The sequence below is a fragment of the Kineococcus sp. R86509 genome, assembly GCF_042466365.1.
GTDB lineage: Bacteria > Actinomycetota > Actinomycetes > Actinomycetales > Kineococcaceae > Kineococcus.
The window spans coordinates 2,603,539-2,623,055 of record NZ_JAXHCE010000001.1 but is presented as its reverse complement, the minus strand read 5'-3'; the positions used below and the strand labels follow the sequence as shown (position 1 = coordinate 2,623,055).

Annotated in this window: 21 protein-coding genes; 11 read left to right on the top strand and 10 right to left on the bottom strand. The window is 74.3% G+C overall.

Annotated features, from left to right (window positions below; all coding sequences use genetic code 11):
- Window positions 1–51 precede the first annotated feature (51 nt).
- Both SJY07_RS12840 and SJY07_RS12835 read left to right on the top strand, forming a co-directional pair.
- Entirely contained in the window at window positions 52–417 is a 366-nt protein-coding gene (locus tag SJY07_RS12840) for an NAD-dependent epimerase/dehydratase family protein (RefSeq protein ID WP_380159595.1), read from the top strand.
- Complete coding sequence (locus SJY07_RS12835; protein WP_380159593.1) at window positions 369–956, top strand: DUF1731 domain-containing protein; 588 nt, start codon at window positions 369–371, stop codon at window positions 954–956. The genes SJY07_RS12840 and SJY07_RS12835 overlap by 49 nt, the downstream gene beginning before the upstream one ends.
- Window positions 957–974: 18 nt before the next feature.
- Here the strand turns inward: SJY07_RS12835 and SJY07_RS12830 are convergent, their stop codons facing one another.
- Window positions 975–2,258, bottom strand: a complete 1,284-nt coding sequence (locus SJY07_RS12830; protein ID WP_380159591.1) for a hypothetical protein — start codon at window positions 2,256–2,258, stop codon at window positions 975–977.
- 88 nt (window positions 2,259–2,346) lie between these two features.
- On the opposite strand from SJY07_RS12830, the gene SJY07_RS12825 reads away from it, so the two are divergent.
- The 5 genes from SJY07_RS12825 to SJY07_RS12805 are packed head-to-tail and all read left to right on the top strand — an operon-like array spanning window position 2,347 to window position 5,410.
- A complete protein-coding gene (locus SJY07_RS12825; protein WP_380159589.1) occupies window positions 2,347–3,087 on the top strand; it encodes a hypothetical protein in 741 nt (246 codons plus the stop codon).
- Window positions 3,084–3,689 carry a hypothetical protein gene (locus SJY07_RS12820; protein WP_380159587.1) on the top strand — a complete coding sequence of 202 codons (606 nt, stop codon included), beginning with the start codon at window positions 3,084–3,086 and terminating at the stop codon, window positions 3,687–3,689. Before SJY07_RS12825 ends, SJY07_RS12820 begins: the two co-directional genes overlap by 4 nt.
- 53 nt (window positions 3,690–3,742) lie before the next feature.
- Entirely contained in the window at window positions 3,743–4,501 is a 759-nt protein-coding gene (locus tag SJY07_RS12815; RefSeq protein ID WP_380159585.1) for a hypothetical protein, read from the top strand.
- On the top strand, window positions 4,498–5,118 hold the full coding sequence (locus SJY07_RS12810) for a hypothetical protein (protein ID WP_380159583.1): 621 nt from the start codon (window positions 4,498–4,500) through the stop codon (window positions 5,116–5,118). The genes SJY07_RS12815 and SJY07_RS12810 overlap by 4 nt, the downstream gene beginning before the upstream one ends.
- Window positions 5,111–5,410: a hypothetical protein gene (locus SJY07_RS12805; RefSeq protein ID WP_380159581.1), complete on the top strand. Its 300-nt coding sequence runs from the start codon at window positions 5,111–5,113 to the stop codon at window positions 5,408–5,410. The genes SJY07_RS12810 and SJY07_RS12805 overlap by 8 nt, the downstream gene beginning before the upstream one ends.
- A gap of 1 nt (window position 5,411) precedes the next feature.
- Here the strand turns inward: SJY07_RS12805 and SJY07_RS12800 are convergent, their stop codons facing one another.
- Together SJY07_RS12800 and SJY07_RS12795 are read right to left on the bottom strand one after the other, a co-directional pair.
- Window positions 5,412–7,850, bottom strand: a complete 2,439-nt coding sequence (locus SJY07_RS12800; RefSeq protein WP_380159579.1) for an ATP-binding cassette domain-containing protein — start codon at window positions 7,848–7,850, stop codon at window positions 5,412–5,414.
- Between the two features lie 78 nt (window positions 7,851–7,928).
- Window positions 7,929–8,864, bottom strand: a complete 936-nt coding sequence (locus SJY07_RS12795) for an asparaginase (protein WP_380159577.1) — start codon at window positions 8,862–8,864, stop codon at window positions 7,929–7,931.
- Window positions 8,865–8,975: 111 nt separating this feature from the next.
- On the opposite strand from SJY07_RS12795, the gene SJY07_RS12790 reads away from it, so the two are divergent.
- Together SJY07_RS12790 and SJY07_RS12785 are read left to right on the top strand one after the other, a co-directional pair.
- A complete protein-coding gene (locus SJY07_RS12790; RefSeq protein WP_380159575.1) occupies window positions 8,976–10,280 on the top strand; it encodes a glycosyltransferase in 1,305 nt (434 codons plus the stop codon).
- Window positions 10,281–10,335: 55 nt separating this feature from the next.
- Window positions 10,336–11,430 (top strand): excalibur calcium-binding domain-containing protein, encoded by a 1,095-nt coding sequence (locus SJY07_RS12785; protein WP_380159573.1) that lies wholly within the window; start codon window positions 10,336–10,338, stop codon window positions 11,428–11,430.
- A 19-nt stretch (window positions 11,431–11,449) separates the two neighbouring features.
- Here the strand turns inward: SJY07_RS12785 and SJY07_RS12780 are convergent, their stop codons facing one another.
- Entirely contained in the window at window positions 11,450–12,367 is a 918-nt protein-coding gene (locus SJY07_RS12780) for a threonine/serine dehydratase (RefSeq protein ID WP_380159571.1), read from the bottom strand.
- A 63-nt stretch (window positions 12,368–12,430) separates the two neighbouring features.
- On the opposite strand from SJY07_RS12780, the gene SJY07_RS12775 reads away from it, so the two are divergent.
- Together SJY07_RS12775 and SJY07_RS12770 are read left to right on the top strand one after the other, a co-directional pair.
- A complete protein-coding gene (locus SJY07_RS12775) occupies window positions 12,431–13,993 on the top strand; it encodes an AtzH-like domain-containing protein (RefSeq protein WP_380159569.1) in 1,563 nt (520 codons plus the stop codon).
- 155 nt (window positions 13,994–14,148) lie between these two features.
- Window positions 14,149–14,439, top strand: coding sequence for a hypothetical protein (locus SJY07_RS12770; RefSeq protein ID WP_328293862.1), 291 nt, complete (start codon window positions 14,149–14,151; stop codon window positions 14,437–14,439).
- Window positions 14,440–14,441: 2 nt separating this feature from the next.
- On the opposite strand, the gene SJY07_RS12765 is transcribed toward SJY07_RS12770, so the two are convergent.
- From SJY07_RS12765 to pknB, 6 genes are all read right to left on the bottom strand, one after another.
- A complete protein-coding gene (locus SJY07_RS12765) occupies window positions 14,442–14,861 on the bottom strand; it encodes a hypothetical protein (RefSeq protein ID WP_380159566.1) in 420 nt (139 codons plus the stop codon).
- A 111-nt stretch (window positions 14,862–14,972) separates the two neighbouring features.
- Window positions 14,973–15,566 carry a class I SAM-dependent methyltransferase gene (locus tag SJY07_RS12760; RefSeq protein WP_380159564.1) on the bottom strand — a complete coding sequence of 198 codons (594 nt, stop codon included), beginning with the start codon at window positions 15,564–15,566 and terminating at the stop codon, window positions 14,973–14,975.
- Window positions 15,567–15,656: 90 nt separating this feature from the next.
- Window positions 15,657–16,082: a hypothetical protein gene (locus SJY07_RS12755; protein WP_380159562.1), complete on the bottom strand. Its 426-nt coding sequence runs from the start codon at window positions 16,080–16,082 to the stop codon at window positions 15,657–15,659.
- Between the two features lie 56 nt (window positions 16,083–16,138).
- Window positions 16,139–16,729 carry a hypothetical protein gene (locus SJY07_RS12750; RefSeq protein WP_380159560.1) on the bottom strand — a complete coding sequence of 197 codons (591 nt, stop codon included), beginning with the start codon at window positions 16,727–16,729 and terminating at the stop codon, window positions 16,139–16,141.
- 82 nt (window positions 16,730–16,811) lie between these two features.
- A complete protein-coding gene (locus SJY07_RS12745) occupies window positions 16,812–17,618 on the bottom strand; it encodes a metallophosphoesterase (protein WP_380159558.1) in 807 nt (268 codons plus the stop codon).
- Window positions 17,619–17,632: 14 nt separating this feature from the next.
- Window positions 17,633–19,513, bottom strand: coding sequence for a Stk1 family PASTA domain-containing Ser/Thr kinase (gene pknB / locus SJY07_RS12740; RefSeq protein ID WP_380159556.1), 1,881 nt, complete (start codon window positions 19,511–19,513; stop codon window positions 17,633–17,635).
- Window positions 19,514–19,517: the final 4 nt, after the last annotated feature.

The following is a 19,517-nucleotide window of genomic DNA, read 5'->3' as shown; positions in this document are numbered from 1 at the left end:
AGAGGTTCCGCAGTCGTGCGCACATCCGATCACCTCCCCTAACCTGCGGTGGTGAAGATCGTCATCGCCGGCGGGTCCGGCGCCCTGGGTCGACGCCTGAGCGCGCACCTGACCGACGCGGGTCACGAGGTCGTCGTCCTCACCCGCCGACCCGTCGACGGTCCGCACCGCCAGGTCGGCTGGGACGGGCGGACGCTCGGCCCGTGGGCGCGGGAACTCGAAGGGGCCGCGGTGGTGAACCTCGCCGGCGAACTCGTCGACCGCCGCCCCACCACGGCGAACGTCGACCTGCTCACCTCCTCCCGCGTCGACCCGACCCGCGCCCTGGCCGCCGCGGCGGCCACCCTCGACGAACCCGTTCCGTGTGGGTGCAGGCCAGCACGCTGGCCATCCACGGTGACGCCGGGGACCGCATGATCTCCGAGTCCTCCCCGCCCGCTGACGGCCCGCCCCAGATGGCGGGCGTCGCCACCGCCTGGGAATCCGCCGCCACGGGGGTCAACGCCCGACGTCAGGTGGTGCTGCGGACGAGCATCGTCCTCGACCGGGGGACCCCCGCGCTGGACCGGCTCGCGTGGCTGACCCGGATCGGCCTCGGCGGCCGGGTCGGCAGCGGCCGGCAGTGGTTCAGCTGGATCCACGTCGACGACTGGCTGCGGGTCGTGTCCTGGTGCCTGGGTTCCGAGGAGCCCCCCGAGGGCGTGGTCGTGGTCACCGCCCCGAACCCCGTGCGCAACGCCGAACTCATGCGGAGCCTGCGCCGGGTCCTGCACCGCCCACCGGCCCCGCCGACCCCCGCGCCGCTGCTGCACGTGGGCGCCGTGCTGCTCCGCACCGACCCCGCCCTCGGGCTCACGGGCCGCCGGGCGGTGTCCGCGAAGCTCACCGCCGCCGAGTTCCGCTTCACCCACCCGCACCTGGACGGGGCGCTGGAGGACCTGCTCGCGCGTCGGTGACGGCAGCGCCGCCCCGGGTCACGCGGGAGGGGTGAACGTCACCACCGCCTCCGCGGGCACGTCGGGGTAGGGACGGGGCCGCCCGCCGCGTTCCACCTCCAGGTCGATCCCCCCGGCGAGCAGCAGTTCGCGACCCGTCCACACCGCCGCGGTCTCCGTCCGGCGCGGCCAGGGACCGTCGGTGATCTCCGTCCACTCGTCCGCGGCCGGGTCGTAGGCCGCGCCCAGCGGACCGGTCGCGGGGTTGCAGACGCCGCCGTAGTCCGACGAGTGGTCGTCCGAGCCGTCGCCGTCGGTGCACCGGCCCAGGTCCCGCTCGCGCGCGCCACCCCACACCAGCAACCGGGTCCCGGCCCAGACCACGACCGGTCCACCCTTCCCGGTTCCGCTGCCCAGCAGCGGGATCGGCCCGTCCGCGCCCCGGTGCCACCGGTCGCTCGAGGGGTCGTAGGCCAGCGCCCCGGCGAGCGGGTCGTAGGCCAGGACCTGCGTCCCCGTCCAGACCACGTCGCTGCCCGGCACGAGGACGGGCCCGACGGCGACGTCCCGCCACGCGCCCGTCGCCGGGTCGAAGGCCAGCCCGGCCTCGACCGTCCCCGCGGTGGACGTCTCGCTGGACCACACCATCCACTCCGCACCCGTCCACACGCTGTGGGCGCTCGCGGAGGCGTTCTCGCCCCCCGGCCTGGTCACCTCCGCAGCCGGTGCGGGCAGCGCCGTCCAGGCCGGATCACCCGGCCGCAGACTCCACCCGCCCTGCGCCGGCGACCACACCAGCACCTGGTCGCCGGCCCACGCGCTCGTCGCCACCGCGGCGTCCGCGGGCCACGGCAGGTCGGGCAGCCTCGTCCAGCGACCGCCGGCGGGACCGGGCGTGAACAGCGCGCTGCTCCGCGCGTCCCCCGGCCGGCTCTCGCACTCCGCCAGGGGATCACGGCCACCTACCAGCACGGCGCCGCTGCCCGTCCAGAGCAGGTCGGCGTCCTGCCGGGGGCCGATGGGCGACGGCGCCATGGCCGTCCAGGTCGTCGTCCCCGGGTCCCACGCCGCCCCGTCGGGTTGCGGGGTGGAGGAGCAGCCGTCGGTCCCGACCGGCAGTCCACCCCAGACCAGCGCCTCCGTGCCCGTCCACACCGCGGCCTGACCGCGCCGCAGCACCGGGGCCCGGACCGGCGGGGCCGGGAGCGCCGTCCAGCCGCGGGTGTCCGGGGCAGGCGGTTCGGCGGACCCGCCGCCGCCCGAACACGCCGCCGCCACCGGCAACGTCACCAGACCCACCGCCGGGAACCTCCACGTCCGCACCCCCCGATGGTGACGGGTGCGCGCTCCGCTCCGCAGCGCTCTGCTCCGAGCCGCCCCTGCGAGCGCCCCGGATCACTAGGGTCGGAGGGTGTCGCAGGAGACCGTCGAGCACCCGCCCCGCACTCCGCGTGCCCTGACCGTGTCCGTGTGGGCGCTCGCCGTCGTGGGCCTGGCGCTGCCGGTGCTGACCGTCGGGGTGTACCAGCACGTGCTGGCCGGCGCCCTCGACGCCCAGTACTTCACCAGTTCGAGCTCGGACGAGTACGGCAGCTCGATCGTCACCGAGGCCCCCGGGGTCACCTTCTGGGACCGGTGGACCCTCGTCTCCTACGTCGTCCCCATCGACCGGGTGCTGCTGGCCGCGACGGCGGTCTGCGTCCTCGTCGCGGCGGTGCACGTCGCGGCGGGGAACCGGTTCCCGGTGCCGCGTCCCTGCCGGTGGGTGGCGGCCGCGGGAGGTGCGGTGTCCGCCCTCGTCGCGCTCGCGGTGCTGGGGGTCACGGTCGCCGTCTCCCAGCGGTCCCCGGAGGACGGCGGCTACTTCACGCCGACGACGGGGCTGGTGGAGCTGGTCCTGCCGGTGTCGGCGATGGTCGCGGTCGTCGTCTTCGGGGTGGTCGCGGTGATCGTGCTCGTGGGCGGTCCCCTCCCGTTCGTCGAACGCGACGCCGAGGACCCCGAAGACTCCGAGGAACCCGCGAAACTCGACGAACCCCTGGAACTCACGCAGGCCCCGGTGCCGGTGGAGCCTGAACCCGTCGAGGTCCCCGCCACGTTCCCCCGCCCGAGCGCGGAGGACTACGCCCGGTACCGCAGGCCCGGCGCATGAGCGCCGACCTCGGACCCCTCGGACCCGACGAGCTCGACGACGTCGAGACGGGACGGTCGGGCTCCCGCTGGTCGTGGGTGTTCTGGCTGCTCCTCACCGCGTCCGCGACACCGCTGGCCCTGTCCGTCGCTGCGGCGCAACGGGTCCTCACCACTCCCGACGTCGTCGAGGAGGCCAGCGACCTGCAGCGTCCACCCTCCGTCTTCACCGACCGCTGGGGCACGCTGCTGACCTACGACCCCCTGAGCTGGCCCACGGCGATCAGCGCGTTCACCCTGCTCGTCCTCGCGGCGGTCGCGGTGAGCGGACGACCGGAGTGGCTGGTCGTGGCCCGGCGGCGACTCGCCGTCGGAGTGCTCGCCGCGGGGTGCGCGCTGTGGGCGCTCGGGACGACGGCGGTGTCCGCCTGGGCGGAGTTCCGCGGGCCGACGGCGCGGCAGCAGGACGGCGACGCGCAGGGGTACCTGCGGGTGGTCCCGCTGCAGTGGCTCCCTGCGGCCGGCCTCACGCTCCTCGCGGCCGTCGTCGCGCTCGTGGCGCTCGGGCTCTGCCTCGCCACCCGGCCTCGGAGGGCGAGCGGTGGGGAACCCGCGACCGACTGAGTCGAGTTCCGCGGAGCGGCCCGTTCGCCACCGACGATCACTAGGGTCGGAGGGTGTCCCAGGAGATCCACGACCCGCCCAAGACGCCGCTCGGGCTGCACGTCGTGGCGTGGGCGCTCGCCGTCGTCGCCGCCCTGCTGCCCGTCCTGCTCCTGGTGGTCGACCAGCGCGTGCTCAGCGGCGCGCGGGACCGGAACTACTTCCTGAGCTACACCTCCGACGGGTCCGGGAACGAGTCGACGTCGCTGCAACCGGACATCTCCTTCTGGGACCGGTGGAGCGTCCTCGACTACACCGCCCCGCCGGACCGGCTGCTGCTGGCCTCCGTGGCGGTCTGCGTCGTGGTCGCGGCCCTGCACCTCGCGGGGGGACGGCGGTGGCCGCTGCACCGCGGCTGCCTCCGGCTGGCGGTCGGGGCGGGGGCGTTGTCCGCCCTGTGCGCGGCCGTGGTCTTCGTCGTGGACGTCCTCCGGTTGCAGGTCCCGCAGGACGACCGGCGCTGGTACTCGACGACGTCGACCCTGCTCGACATCGCGTGGCCGCTGTCGGCGCTGGGGACGGTCGTGGTGTTCGGGGTGGTGGTCGGCGTCGTGCTGCTGGGTGCTCCCGCCCCGCGGGTGGAGCCGGACCGCGCGGCGGCCGACGACCCCGGCGAACCGGAGCCCGCGCTCGTCGTGGTCGACGCCGAGGAGGTGGGCGCGGCCGACGAGGAGGCACCGGAGGAGCGGGAGCCCGTCGTCGTCGAACTCCCGGCGGCGTTCCCCCGCCCGACGGCCGAGGAGTACGCCCACTACCGCCGGCCCGGCGCATGAGCTACGACGTCCCGTCCCCGCTCGACGAGGACCTCGAGCCGGACGACCGGGGCGACCGGTGGTCGTGGGTCTTCTGGGTCCTGCTCGGGACGGCCGCGCTGCCGCTGTTCCTCGCGGTGGCCTCGGTGCAGCACCTCCGGGCCGACGCGTCGGTGATGGCGCCGTACCTGGCGGGTCCGGGCTACCCCTCTGCGGTCTTCTCCGACCGGTGGGAGCTCGTCGAGTCGCTGTCGACCGTGGGTTCCGCCGGGCCCCTGACCGCCGTCGCCGTCGTGGTCCTGGCCGGGGTCGTCGCGAGCCGCCGGCCCGGCTGGCTGGTCGCGCCCGGGGCGCGGTGGGCGGTCGCCGCGCTGGGCCTGGCGTGCGCGCTGTGGACGGCGGCCACCGCCACCCTCTCGGCGTGGGCGGCGCTGGGAGAACCGACGGCGCGTGAACTCGCGGAGGCCCAGGACGGTTCGCCCCCCACGACCTGGGTGGACTGGGCTCCGGGAGCCGCTCCGCAACTCTTCGCGGTCGTCCTCGCGCTGGCGGCGGTCGTCCTCTGCGTCGTCAGCCGCGGACCTGGCCGTTCCCGCCCCGTCGACTCCCCGGACCCGCCACGATGGCCCGATGAGTGAACTCGACGGTGAGCGCGGCTGGACCGACGACGACGCGGCCTGGTCGAACCCGGTGGAGAGGAACCTCGACCGGCTGAAGAACTCGGCCGTCGCGGGCACCGTGCTCGGGGTCCTGCTGGGGTTCATCGCGGTGGCCGTCCAGCAGAACGGGAGCGCGGGCACCGGGGAGGTGTCCTGGGGTGCGGTCATCACCTTCGTCCTCGCCCTCGGGTCCGTGGCCTGGGGCGGTCTCGCGGCCCTCGCCTACTGGTCCTGCGGGGCCCTGCTCGCCGGCCGGACCCCGCAGGACTGACTCAGGAACCCACGTAGGCCGCGAGGTGGCGGCCGGTCAACGTGGAGGCGTCGGCGACGAGTTCCGCAGGGGTCCCCTCGAACACGACGGTTCCGCCGTCGTGCCCGGCGCCGGGGCCGAGGTCGATGATCCAGTCGGCGTGCGCCATGACGGCCTGGTGGTGCTCGATGACGATGACCGACTTCCCCGAGTCCACCAGCCGGTCCAGCAGGCCCAGGAGGTGTTCGACGTCGGCGAGGTGCAGGCCGGTCGTGGGTTCGTCGAGGACGTAGGTCGCGCCCTTGCCGCCCAGGTGCACGGCGAGCTTGAGGCGTTGACGTTCACCGCCGGACAACGTCGTGAGCGGCTGTCCCAGCGTCAGGTACCCCAGCCCCACGTCGGCGAGCCGGTCGAGGATCGCGTGCGCCGCCGGGGTCCGCGCGTCCCCGGAGCCGAAGAACTCCTCGGCCTCGGCGACCGACATGGCCAGGACCTCGGCGATGTTCTTCCCGGCGAACAGGTGCTCCAGCACGGCGTCGTCGAACCGGCGGCCCTCACACTCGACGCAGGTCGTCGCCACCCCGGCCATCATCGCGAGGTCGGTGTAGACCACCCCGGCGCCGTTGCAGGCCGGGCACGCCCCCTCGGAGTTCGCGCTGAACAGGGCGGGTTTCACTCCGTTCGCCTTCGAGAACGCCTTGCGGATCGGTTCCAGCAACCCGGTGTAGGTGGCGGGGTTGCTGCGGCGCGAACCCCGGATGGGCGCCTGGTCCACCGACACGACGTCCGCCCCCGGCGGCAGCGAACCGTGGATCAGGGAACTCTTCCCCGATCCCGCGACGCCGGTGACGACGGTGAGGATCCCGAGCGGGACGTCGACGTCGACGTCCTTGAGGTTGTGCTGCGAGGCGCCCCGGATCGGCAGCGAACTCGTCGACGTCCGGACGGTGGGCTTCAACCGGGCCCGGTCGTCGAAGTGCCTCCCGGTGACGGTCTCGCTGGCGCGCAGACCGTCGACGCTGCCCTCGAAGCACACCCGGCCACCGCCGGTGCCGGCCCCGGGACCGAGGTCGACGACGTGGTCGGCGATCGCGATCGTCTCGGGTTTGTGCTCGACGACGAGGACGGTGTTCCCCTTGTCCCGCAACTGCCGCAGCAGGTCGTTCATGTTCGCGATGTCGTGCGGGTGCAACCCCGTGGTGGGTTCGTCGAACACGTACGTGACGTCGGTCAGGGCGGAACCCAGCTGCCGCACCATCTTCACCCGCTGCGCCTCGCCCCCGGACAACGTCCCCGACGGGCGTTCCAGCGACAGGTAGCCCAACCCGATCGCGGCGAACGAGTCGAGGGTTCCCGTGAGGGTCTCCAGCAGCGGTGCGACGGAGGGGTCGGTGATCCCGCGGACCCACCCGGCGAGGTCGCTGATCTGCATCCGGCAGGCGTCGGCGATGCTGACGCCGTCGATCCTCGACGAGCGGGCGCCTTCGCTGAGCCGGGTCCCCTCGCACTCCGGACAGACTGCGAACGTCGCGACGCGTTCGACGAAGGCGCGGATGTGCGGCTGCAGCGAGTCGACGTCCTTGGACAGCATCGACTTCTGGATCTTCGGGACCAGACCCTCGTAGGTGAGGTTGATGCCGTCGACCTTGATCTTCGTGGGTTCCCGGTAGAGGAGGTCGTGCGACTCCCTCTTGGTGAACTTCGCGATCGGCTTGTCCGGGTCGAAGAACCCGCAGCCGCTGAAGATCCGCCCGTACCAGCCGTCGACGCTGTAGCCGGGGATCGTCAGCGCGCCCTCGTTGAGGGACTTGGACGCGTCGTAGAGCTGCGAGAGGTCCAGGTCGGAGACGTTGCCCAGGCCTTCGCACCGCGGGCACATCCCCCCGGTGCGGGAGAAGCTGGCCTTCACGGCCTTCACGGCCTTCACGGCCTTCACGGCCTTCACGGCCTTCACGGCCTTCGTCGCGGCGCCCTTCTGCACGGTGACCGCGCCCGAACCCGAGACCGAGGCCACGTTGAACGAGAACGCCTGCGGCGATCCGATGCGGGGTTCCCCGAGGCGGCTGAAGAGGATCCGCAGCATCGCGTTCGCGTCCGTCGCCGTCCCCACGGTGGACCGGCTGTCGGCGCCCATGCGCTGCTGGTCGACGATGATAGCCGTCGTCAGACCCTCGAGGACGTCGACGTCCGGACGGGCCATCGTCGGCATGAAACCCTGGACGAAGGCGCTGTAGGTCTCGTTGATGAGGCGTTGCGACTCCGCCGCGATCGTCCCGAACACCAGCGAACTCTTGCCGGAGCCCGACACCCCGGTGAACACCGTCAGCCGGCGCTTGGGGATCTCGACGCTGACGTCCTGGAGGTTGTTCTCCCGGGCCCCGTGCACCCGGATGACGTCGTGGGTGTCCGCGGCGGGTTCCGTCCCGGCCTTCGTCGCGGCCTGCTTCGTGACCCTGGCCATCGTGTCCCCGTCCCTCGCCCCGTCGGTTCCACGCCAACGCTAGCGGGGAGCGGGAACGGAGGGCTTCTCCGATCGCGATCAACCGCGCCGCGCGAACTCCCGGGCGAGGTCGCCGCTGCCGGAGCGCAACAGTGTCGCCAGCAGGACCCGCGCCTGCCCGGACCGCAACCGCCCGGCGGGGACGGCGCCCACCGCGGCGAGTTCCGACCCGCCGCCGCCCGCGCCGTAGCTGGAGGCGACCGGGCCGATGGGCACCCGGGTCGTCACGACGACACCCACGCCGGCCGCGACCGCGCGCGCCACGGCCGCCACGACGTCCGTCGTCGCGTTGCCGGACCCCAGACCCTGCAGCACGATCCCGCGCCCACCCAGCCCGCGGACGGCGTCGACCAGCGCGCCGTCCGTGCCGGGGGAGACGGCGACGACGTCGACCCGGGGCCAGTCGCCGGTGCCGGTGGCCGCGACGGCCCGGGGGAGCGCCCCGTCGGGCGCCCAGAACGCGTCGAGGTCGGTGGTGTGGCGCTTGGCGAGGCCCGCCGCGGCGTGCACCCGGCCGCCGAACGCGACGAGCACCCCCCGGCCTCGGGCCCGCGCGTCGACCGCGAGCCGCAACGCCTCGGCCACGTTGGCGGGGGCGTCGGGTTCGGGGTGGTCGGCGGTGCGCTGCGAACCGGTGAGGACGACCGGACGCGGGTCGTCGTGGTGCAGGTCCAGCAGGTACCCGGTCTCCTCCAGGGAGTCGGTGCCGTGCAGCACCACGACGCCGTCGACGGCGGGGTCGGCCAGGGCCTCCGCCACCCGCGTGCGGATCGTCCACGCCTGGGCCAGCGTGATCGTGGAGGAGTCCACGCGCAGCGCCTCGACGACGCGCACCCGGACCCCGAGCTCCTCGGCCGCGGACCCGAGCAGGTCGGCGCCGCCCAGGGTGGGACTGCTCACGCCGTCCCCGTCGACGGTGCTGGCGATCGTCCCGCCGGTGGTGATCACGACGACGAGGGGGGATCGGTCCGGCACGGTGCTCCTCGGGTACTGACTGACGTTGCCGACATCTGCCGACGATGGACCCGAGAACTCTTCCACGTCGGGGCCCTTGACCCGACCTCGGCGAGTGAGAAGGCTCTTGGGGTGGCCTCCGTCCTGCTGACCAGCCTTCCCGTCCAGGGGCACCTGGGGCCGGTCGTGGCCGTCGCGGCGGACCTCGTGCGCCGCGGTCACCGGGTCCGCGTCCTCACGGGGGCGGCCTACCGCGACCGGGTCGAGCGGGCCGGCGCCGACTTCCTGGAACTCCCCGCGCACGCCTACGCGGGCGACCTCGACCACCCCGAGCGGCGTCCCGGCAGCAGTGGTCCGCAGGCCCTCGGCCACGACCTCGAGACGCGGTTCGTGCGCTACATCGGCCCGCAGTTCGCCGCGGTCGAGGCCGCGCTCGCCGACGAACCCGCCGACGTGCTCATCACCGAACTGCTGTTCATGGGCGCCTACCCGCTCATCGTGCGCGAGGACCGTCCGCGCGTCCTGCTGCTGGGGATCAGTCCGCTGCCCGTCGAGGGCGGCGGCACCGCGCCCTACGGGCTGGGTCTGGCGCCCGGGCGCGGACCGCTCGTCCGGATGCGCAACGCGGCGCTGAAGCAGCTCATCGACCGGTGGGTCTTCGCGAGCCCGCAGCGACTGCTCGTGGAGGAGTTCCGCCGGCTCACCGGCCGGGTCCCGGCGACGTCGATGTTCGACGCGCCGTTGACGATGGACGCCGTCCTGCAGTTGGGCCCGCCCGGTCTGGAGTACCCGCGCCCCGGCCTGCCCCTGACCGTGCGGTTCGTCGGTCCGTTGCCGACTCCCGCTGCGCACCTGCCCCTGCCGGAGTGGTGGGACGACCTCGACGACGGCCGCCCCGTCGTGCACGTCACCCAGGGGACGGTGGCGAACGGGGACTTCGCCCGCCTCCTCGTCCCGGCGGTGCGGGCCCTCGCCGAGCGGCCCGTGCTCGTCGTCCTCACCGCGGGCGGACGACCGGAGGCGGAACTGCGGGAGGCGTTGGGCGAGGTCCCGGACAACGTCCGGACGGCGAGCTTCCTCGACTACTCGACGTTCCTGTCGAAGGTGTCGGCGTTGGTCACCAACGGCGGCTACGGGACGGTCACCCAGGCCCTCGCGCACGGGGTGCCGCTCGTCGTCGCGGGGCGCACCGAGGACAAGGCCGAGGTCGCCGCGCGGGTCGCCTGGTCCGGCGCCGGGATCGACCTGCGCACCGACCACCCGTCGCCGCGGCGGATCGACGACGCCGTCGGCCGCGTCCTCGGAGAACCCCGGTTCCGCCGGGCCGCCGCCCGCCTGCGGGACGAGATAGCCGTCGCCGGCGGTCTCGACGCCGTCGACGAACTCGTCCGTTCCTCCTCGGCCCGTTCGCCGGACACCGCGACCACGGAGTTCTAGAGTGCGATGAGTAGCTGAGAGACCGCTCAGCGTCATGTGTGAGGGAGTGCACCGCGTGCGCGAGGTACTGGCGGCGACGATGGGGTTGCTGGCGCTGACGGGTTCGCTCGTCCAGGGAGTGGCTCCGGCCTCGGCGGCGGACTGCCTGACGGGTCCCGTCGCGGACCGCTACGCCGCGCTCGGCGGCACACCCGGTGCCCTCGGGGCCGTGACCGGGTGCGAACTCCCGACGGCCGACGGCCGGGGCAGGTTCTCCACCTTCCAGCGTGGCGCCATCTACTACAGCCAGGCCTCGGGAGCGTGGGACGTCTCGGGTTCCTTCCGCGACCTGTGGGCCTCGACGGGTTTCGAGAACGGTCCCCTGCACTACCCGGTCTCCGGTGAGGTGGGGACGCGTGGTGGCGGCGTGTTCCAGAACTACCAGGGCGGGACCCTCTACTGGTCTCCCGCGAGCGCCGCGCACTCGGTGTCGGGTGCGTTCCTGGCGTTGTACGGCAGCCTGGGCTACGAGAGCGGGTTCCTCGGTTTCCCCACGAGCCAGGAGGTCCCGGTCCGCGACGGCGGGGTCTTCCAGGTGTTCCAGGGCGGCGTGGCCTACTTCTCGCCCACGTCCGGTGCGCACACCGTGTCGGGTTCCTTTCGCGACCTCTACGGAACCCTCGGCTACGAGAACGGCTGCCTGGGCTACCCGACGTCGCAGGAACTCCCGTCCCGTGACGGCGGGGTCTACCAGCAGTTCCAGGGCGGGGTCGCCTACTGGTCGCCGTCCTCGGGCGCGCACGCGCTCTGCGGGGACCTGCTCCGCGCCTACGGGTCGACGGGGTACGAGAACGGGTTCCTCGGGTACCCGACGAGCGACGAGTACGGCATCGCCGGCGGGCGCCGGGTGGACTTCCAGCACGGGTACGTCGAGTGGTCCCCCTCGACCGGCGCGCGCGTGACCGGTCCCGCCGTGCCGGTGGTCACGACCCCGCCGCCGAGCACGCCACCACCCACCCCGCCGCCGCCGCCGCCGAGCACGCCACCCGCGGCCGTCTACTACGCGAACTGCGCCGACGTCCGGGCGCACGGGGCGGCCCCGCTCTACTCCGGTCAGCCCGGCTACCGGTCGGGTCTCGACCGCGACCACGACGGCGTCGCCTGCGAGTGACCGTGGCGCGGGGCGAGGCTCAGAGGGTCGAGGGGTCGGTGTTCGCCCCGCACACCACGACGGCCACCCGCTCGCCCTCGGCGGGTCCGTAGGCGCTCACCCCGGCCCACGCCGCGGCCGCCCCGTGCTCGGCGACGACTCGGAACCGCGACCACAGGTCCGAGCGGGCGGCGGTGATCGACGCGTCGTCCACGAGCAGGCTCACCGGGTCGCTCCGCTGCGCCAGGTCGAACGCGATGGCGCCGACGCTGCGCGCGCCGAGGGAGTCGGCGGCGACCCCGGACACCGCGACGTCCACCGGCTCACCCGCCGCCAGCGCCCGGTGCAACGTCGGGGCGCCGACCGGTTCGACGGCCACCACCCGCACCCGGCCCTCCAGCGCGGCGGCGACCCCGGCGAACAACCCGCCACCCCCGACGGCCACCACGACGGTGTCGACGTCCGGCACGTCCTCGAGCAGTTCCAGCGCCAGCGTCCCCGCGCCGGCCGCGATCTCCGGCTGGTCGTAGGCGTGGCAGAACACCGCCCCCTTCGCCTCCGCGAACCCGACCGCCGCCTCGTAGGCCACGGCGTACTCGCTGCCCACCAGCCGCACGTCCGCGCCGAGCGCACCCAACCGCGCCACCTTCACCGCCGGTGCCGTCTCCGGCACGAACACCGTCGCCGGGACCCCGAGTTGCGCCGCCGCGTAGGCGTGGGCCAGGCCCGCGTTGCCGCCCGAGGCGGCGACGATCCCCCGCGAGGGGTCCAGCTCACCCCGCTCGCGGGCCGCGAGTTGCCGGTTGAACGCCCCCCGCGCCTTGAAGGACCCGGTGTGCTGCACCTGCTCCAGCTTCAGCCACCGTCCGGGGCCGATCCCCAGGACGGGGGTCCGGCGGATCCGGCCGGTGATGCGGGTCGCGGCGTCGTGCACGTCCTGGGCGGTGATGGTGTCCACCCCACCGATCCTGCCCGCCGCCCCGTGGGACAGTTCCGGCAGGTACCGAGCGACGGAGGACGCGTGAGCGAGTTCGACGAGGCGGGGCTGCTCGCAGCCGCGGCGGCCTACGAGAAGGCCCTGCACGAGGACGACCTCGAGGAACTCGACCGGCTCTTCGCCCCCGGCGACCCCACCCTGCGCGCCGAGGGCGGGGTCGCCGTCGTCGGGCACGCCGCCATCTCGGCGTTCCGCGCCCGCCGCGGCGGCGCGCCCCGCCGCTGGCTGCGCCGGGTCCACGTCCGCTGGAGCTCGCCCACCGACGCCCTCACCGTCTCCGAGACCGACCGCCTCGACGGCGGTCGTGGCCTGCAGACCCAGCTCTGGCACCTCGGCGAGCAGGGGTGGCAGGTGGCCGCCGCCCACGTCTCCGGCGCCCCCACGACCCCACCCGTCCACCCCGAGGACGACCCGGCCCGCTGGCGCACCGGTGGCGACGGCGAACCCCTCGTCCGCGGCAGCGGCAGCGGACCCCTCGCCGGGGTGAGGATCGCGGTGAAGGACCTCGTCGCCGTCGCCGGGCAGCGGATCGGTGGGGGCGTACCGCGCTGGCTCGACCTCGCACCCGTCGAGGACGCCAACGCCCCCGCCCTGCAGCGCCTCCTCGACGCCGGCGCCGTCGTCGCCGGCATCGCCCACACCGACGAGCTCGCGTTCTCGCTCATGGGTACCAACGCCCACTACGGCACCCCCCGCAACGTCGCCGCCCCCGGCCGGGTTCCCGGCGGGTCCTCCTCCGGCTCCGCGGCCGCCGTGGCCGCCGGCGCCGCGGGACTCGGGCTCGGCACCGACACCGCCGGCTCCCTGCGCGTGCCCGCCTCCTTCAGCGCCCTCTACGCCTGGCGGCCCACCCACGGACTCGTCGACATCGGCGGCGTCCTGCCGCTCGCGCAGTCCTTCGACACCGTCGGCCTGCTCGCCCGGGACGCCGCCCTGCTCGCCGACGCCGCCGATGTGCTGCTGCCCCCGGCCGCCGTGCAGCGCCCGCAGGCGTTGCTGCGCAGCGCGACCCTGCTGGGCCTCGCCGACGAGCCCACCCGCCTCGCCGTGGAGGCGGCGCTCACGGCGCTCGCCGTCCAGACCGGTCTGCCCGTCGTGGACCTCGCCGACGACTTCACCCCGGCGGAGGTGTCGGCGTGGACGGCGGCCTTCCGCACCGTGCAGGCCGCCGAGGCGTGGGCGAACGACGGCGCCTTCATCACCGCCAACCCCGGCGCGCTCTCGCCCCCGGTCGAGTCCCGGTTCCGCGCCGGCGCCGACGTGGGCGCGGAGCAGGTGCGTGCCGCCCGCCAGGTCGTCGAGGGGACCCGGGCGAGGCTGGACGCGGTGCTGGCCGAAGGGTTCCTCGGCCTGCCCAGCACGGCCACCCCCGCCCCGGCGCTCGACGCGACGCCCGCGGAGTTCGAGGCCGCCCGCGCCGGCACGCTGCAACTTTCCACACTGGCCTCCCAGACCGGTGTCCCCGCCCTCGGACTGCCGTGGGGTCGCGTGGGTGAGCTCCCCGTCGGGCTCTGCCTGCTCGCCCCGCACGGGAGCGACCGGTCGTTGCTGGCGCTGCTGGCCGAGGTCGCGCCCGCACGTCGCTGAGCGTGGTCGCCTGTCCGGGAGGGTGATGGCGTGGGCCATCTGGTGTGATCTGGGCCCGCGACGTGTGGCCGAGGGTGACGCGTGCCGATGGGTGTCAGGTGACCTGCCGACCGGCGGCGGGTCGCGGCCACCCGCACGAGGCGCCGAGGAGCACGATGAAGACAGTTCTGGCCATCGAGACGATCCGTCCGATCGGCACCCGCGACCTCAACGGGTTCATCTCGGGGATCTCCGAGCGCGTTCCCGGGTGCTTCGTGTCCCAGGGACCCAGCGCCAAGGGCAAGGTGACCGTGACGATCCTGTCGCCGCAGGCCGTTCCGCTGGAGGTGGCCGAGCAGGTGCTCGAGTCGCTGCCGGAACTCTGCGACGCGATCAGCGCGATCACCCTGGAGGAGGCCGTCCGCCGGCCGCCACGTCGTGGCGCGCCGGTGCCCCAACCCGCCTGAGCTCACGAGATCCGGGTGAGCTCATCACCCACCAGGAGGTGGACCCCCAGCACGCGCACTCCTTCGCGTGCGGCGGCCGCCGTGAGCTCGGCCGACCAGGACAGGTCGGCGGCGTGCACGCCGGCGGGGGCGTCGCGGACGACGGCGAAGGCGACCGTCCCGATCCCGGCGGTCTCCTCCTCCAGCAGGTGCGTCAGCACCCCGGCGAGGTTGTCGGCGAAGGACCGGTCCGGGAGGACCGGGACCTCCTCGACGACGACGAACGGGGGCCGCTGCCGCCCGTCCGCGTCGAGGACCTGGACCCACAGGTCCGTGGCGGTCTCCGAGCTCGGCGGGAGGTCCGCGGCGATGAGGCGCCAGCGGTCGGTGAGGTCCGCGGGAGTCACCACGGGCGGGAGGTCGGTGGGGTGCGAGATCGACATGCCGACCAGCCTGAGCGACCCCCGCACCGACCCCCGTCCCCGTCCACAGACCGATCCCCAGGGTGGGGACGACACCGGCCTGTGGACACCGCGATGGCGTCGCTGACTCCGTCAGCGCGAGCTGCTCACCAGGTACCGGTCGTCGGTGATCTCCTTCCCCCAGAGCGCCGCGTCGGACAGGGACCGCACGTCGGCCTGTTCGCGCACTCCGAGGACGAGTCGTCGGCAGTCCTCGGCGGAGATCCCCGCCCCCGTCGACCAGCGGCCCTCGACCAGCAGCAGCCGACCGCCGGGCGCGAGCAGGTCCACCCACCTCGCCAGGGCGGCGGCCGGGTCGTCGAAGGCCCACAGCACGTGGCGGGCCACGACGACGTCGAGCGAGCCGGGCGCGAGCGGAGGACGGGCGGCGTCCCCGACGGCGAAACCCACCGCGAGGCCGGCCGCGGCTGCCTTCGTGCGGGCCAGCGCGACCATCGCGGGGGACAGGTCCACCCCGAGGACGTCGTGGCCGGCGCCGGCCACCAGGACCGACAGGCTCCCGGTGCCGCAGCCGAGGTCGGCGACGCGGGACGGGGCGGGAGGCAGCAACGGCAGCAGGAGTTCCGCCCACGCCGCCCGGACCGCCGGGTCCCGCAAACCGTGGTCGGCCTCGTCGTCGAAGTCCGCGGCCTGCTCGTCCCAGAACTCCTGCGTCCCGGCGCTCACCCCGCGATCGTGGCACCCGCCGTGTGGTCGCCGCTCCCCACCGCGGACGCGTGCAACGGTTCCGGCGGCCCCTCGCCGCCGACGACCCGGTCAGCGGGAGGCGGTCAGGGCGTCCGCCAGGTGTCGTGCGTCGGGGAGGGGCATCGCGACCAGTGGGAGCCTCCGGCCGTTCGCGAGGACGGCGGAGCTGTAGCCCTTCCGACGGCTGCCCGGCCGGACCTCACGGACGTCGTGCCACGGGACCGCCGTCCGGCGCCGGAAGGACTGCTGCCACACCAGCCCGTCCTCGAGGACGAACACGGCGTCCGGTCGGCGCCACTGCTGGAGGAGCAGTGAGCCGAAGACGACCACCTGTCCCACCGCGAGCCCGACGTCCCAGCCGTCGGGGTGGTTCAGCAACCGGTGGACCGTGCTCGCTGCGATCAGGGCGACGGCCCCGGTGACGACCCATCGCAGCGCTCGCCCCAGGTGGACGCGGTAGACCGGCTGCAGTCCGGTGAGGTCGGGGCGTGACACGGCCCCACCCTGCCAGCGCGGACCCGTGGAGACTCCGCCGACCGGGCGAGGGTCCCTCAGACGCTGCGCAGCAACCGGTTTCCGTAGTGAACCATGTACGTCCCGTAGCTCGCGGTCGCCAGCGCCGTGGCGACACCCACCCAGGCCCACACCTGGTCGCGCGAGGCCGCGCTCAGCGCGAGGACGCCCACGACGCCGACGAGGGTCACCCACGTCGCCAGCCACAGGTCCAGGCGGCGCTGGAACACCCACGCCATCGGGTAGAAGTGCAGCCCGACGATCAGCGCGATGACCGGGAGCACGTACTCCGCGTGCCCGGTGCCGTTCAGCACCCCCGCGGCGACACCGATCAGCAACCCCTCGGCGGCGAAGACGATCCCGAAGGTGCGCCCGCTGCGACGCCGGTGCTCCTGGTCGACGGCGTCGAGCTCCCGGGGCATCGAGCGCCCGGCCCGGACCAGCCGGACGGCCTGCACCAGGAACACCACCGCCGCCGCCGCACCCAGCGCGGTGAACGCGACCGCTGCGGGCCGGTGGCCGGCGTAGAGCGAGTCACTGGACCACCAAGCGGTGAAGACGGCCATCAGGACCAGCCCGCCCGCGATGCCGTGGGCCAGGGCGCGAGGAGGGGGCGTGGTGTCCGGCACGCCCGCACGCTAGCGGAGCACCCTGGCCCACCGCCCGTGATCGTGCAGGGAATCCCCGCGAGATCACGGGGATCGGGGGGAGTCAGGCGGGGACGCCCGCCTCCACGGCGATCCGGGTCACGGTCGCCTCGTCGAGCACGAAGAGTTCCTGACCGTCCCCGGGCGTGGTCACCATCAGGACGGTCGCGCGGACGCCGTCGTCGTCGAGTTCGACGAGCAGGGCTCCGCTGCCGCGCACGGCCCGTTCCCGCCCGGCGGCGACCAGGACGTCGGTGCGGTTCGCGACGCCGGGCGCGACGAACGCGGCCAGCCCCGAGGGGTAGGTCGCCGCGAAGGGGTGGTGGTAGTGCCCGGACAGCACCGCCCGGACGTCGGAGCCCTCGAGCACGGCCAGCAGCCCCGCGGGGTCCTGCAGCCGCAGGGCCTCGTGCAGGACCGTCGGCGCCGGCAGCGGGGAGTGGTGCACGACGACGACGGAACCGCGTGCGGCGGGCGTCGACAGCTCGGCGCCCAACCAGGACAGCTGCTCCGCGGAGAGCTCGCCGTACCCCCGCTGCGGTACCGAGGAGTCGAGGACGACGATCCGCAGACCGTCGACGACGTGCACGGCCCGCGTCGGCCCCAGGACGGCGGTGAACGGACCGGGCAGGTCGTGGTTGCCCATCGCGAAGACAGCGACGGCGCCGTGGTCGGACGCGAACCGACCGACGAGGTTGCGGGCCGTCTCGTAGGAGGCCGGCGACCCGTCGTCGGAGACGTCCCCGGAGACGACGACGGCGTCGAGGGGACCGGTGCCGTGCAACGACTCCAGCACGTGCCCGAGCGCCGCCGCGGTGTCGACGAGGCCCTGGTACAGGGCCCCGGCCGCCATCAGGTGGGTGTCGGACAAGTGCAGGATCCGGGTCACTGGCCGTTCCCGTCCCCCGTGGGGGTGCCGACCGCACCCGTCTGCGAACCCGAGGACGTCGGACTGCTCGACGGTGACGCGCTGGCGGTGGGGGAGTCGGTCGGCGATGACGTCGGCGACTCCGTGGCGGTCCGGTCCGGCGCGACCGTGAGGTTCACCAGGGTCCGGACGTCGACGCTGGAGTCCGGCGACACGTCCTGGGTCACGACCGTGCCGGGGTCGGCGTCGGTCGGGACCGTCGTCTCCGTGGAGTTCGTGCTGAGACCCAGGTCGCGCAACTGCTTCACGGCGTCGGCGAGCGGCTTCCCGGTCACGTCCGGCACCGTCACCTTGCCGCTGGCGATGGTCAGCGCGACGGCGCTGCCCTTGGGGACTGACGCCTGGGCGGCGGGGTCGGTCGAGATGACCTCGCCCTTGTCCACGGTCGGGCTGTCCCCGGTGGTGACGTCGCCGACGCTGAGGCCGACCGCGGTGAGGGCCGCGCGAGCCTCCTCCTGCGTCTTTCCGGACACGTCGGGGACGACGGCGGCGTTCGACCCGGTCGAGACGACGAGGGTCACGCTCGTGCCGACGGTCAGCTGCGCACCCGCCTCCGGGTCGGTGCTGATGACGTTCCCCTCGGCGACGGTGTCGTCGGCCTGCTGGGTCACGGTCGTCGTCAGCCCGAGCCGGGTGAGCTGGGACTCGGCGTCGGCCTGCGCCGAGTTCACGACGTCGGGCATCGCGACCGTCGCCGGCGCGGAGGACGTCTGCTCCCCGCTGCCGCCGCCGCCGTCGTTGTTCAACAGCGCCGCGCCGACCCCGCCGATGCCCAGCACGAGCGCGACGATGAGCAGCACCCACGGCCAGCGCCTGCGGGCGGGTTCGTCCTCGTAGGGCGGGTCGCCGTCGCTGACGCGCGGCAACGCACCCGTCGGCGGGCTCACCGGGACCGGGACCGCCACGGGCGGGGTCACGGTGGTCGCGGCGGTCGGGGGAGCGGCCTCGAACGTCTGGGTGGCGAAGCTCGCCCCGCGCAGCGGACGACCCTCGACGGCCCGGCGCAGGTCGTCGGCGAAGTCGGCGGCCGACTGGTAGCGGTGCTCGCGGTCCTTCGACAACGCCATGAGGACGACGTGGTCGACGGCCGGCGGGATCTGGGGGGCCAGCGCCGACGGCGGCCGCGGCTGCTCGGAGACGTGCTGGTACGCGACGGCGACCGGCGCGTCGCCGGTGAAGGGCGGGCGGCCGGTGAGGATCTCGTAGAGCAGGCAGCCGGTGGAGTAGAGGTCGCTGCGGGAGTCGACCTGCTCCCCGCGCGCCTGCTCCGGGGAGAGGTACTGGGCGGTGCCCATCACGGCGGAGGTCTGCGTCAACGTCGCCGAGGAGTCGCTGACGGCCCGTGCGATGCCGAAGTCCATCACCTTGATCTCGCCCGCCGGGGTGATCATCACGTTGGCGGGCTTGATGTCGCGGTGGACGATCCCCATCCGGTGGGAGTACTCCAGCCCGTTCAGGATGCCCTCGGTGATCGAGAGGCACTCCTCGATGGCGAGCGGGTGGTCGGTGCGCAGCATGTCGCGCAGCGTGCGGCCCTCGACGTACTCCATGACGATCCACGGGAGCTCGACCCGCCCGCCGCCGGGTTCCACCGTCGTGTCGGCGCCGGTGTCGTAGACGGCGACGATCGAGGGGTGGTTCAGCCCGGCCGCAGCCTGCGCCTCTCGGCGGAACCGCGCCTGGAACGAGGGGTCCCGGGCCAGGTCGGAGCGCAGCAGCTTCACCGCGACCATCCGTCCGAGGCGGGTGTCGCGGGCGACGTGGACCTCGGCCATCCCGCCGCGGCCGAGCAGTGAGCCGACCTCGTACCGGCCGCCGAGCACGCGCGGTGCCGGCACCCCC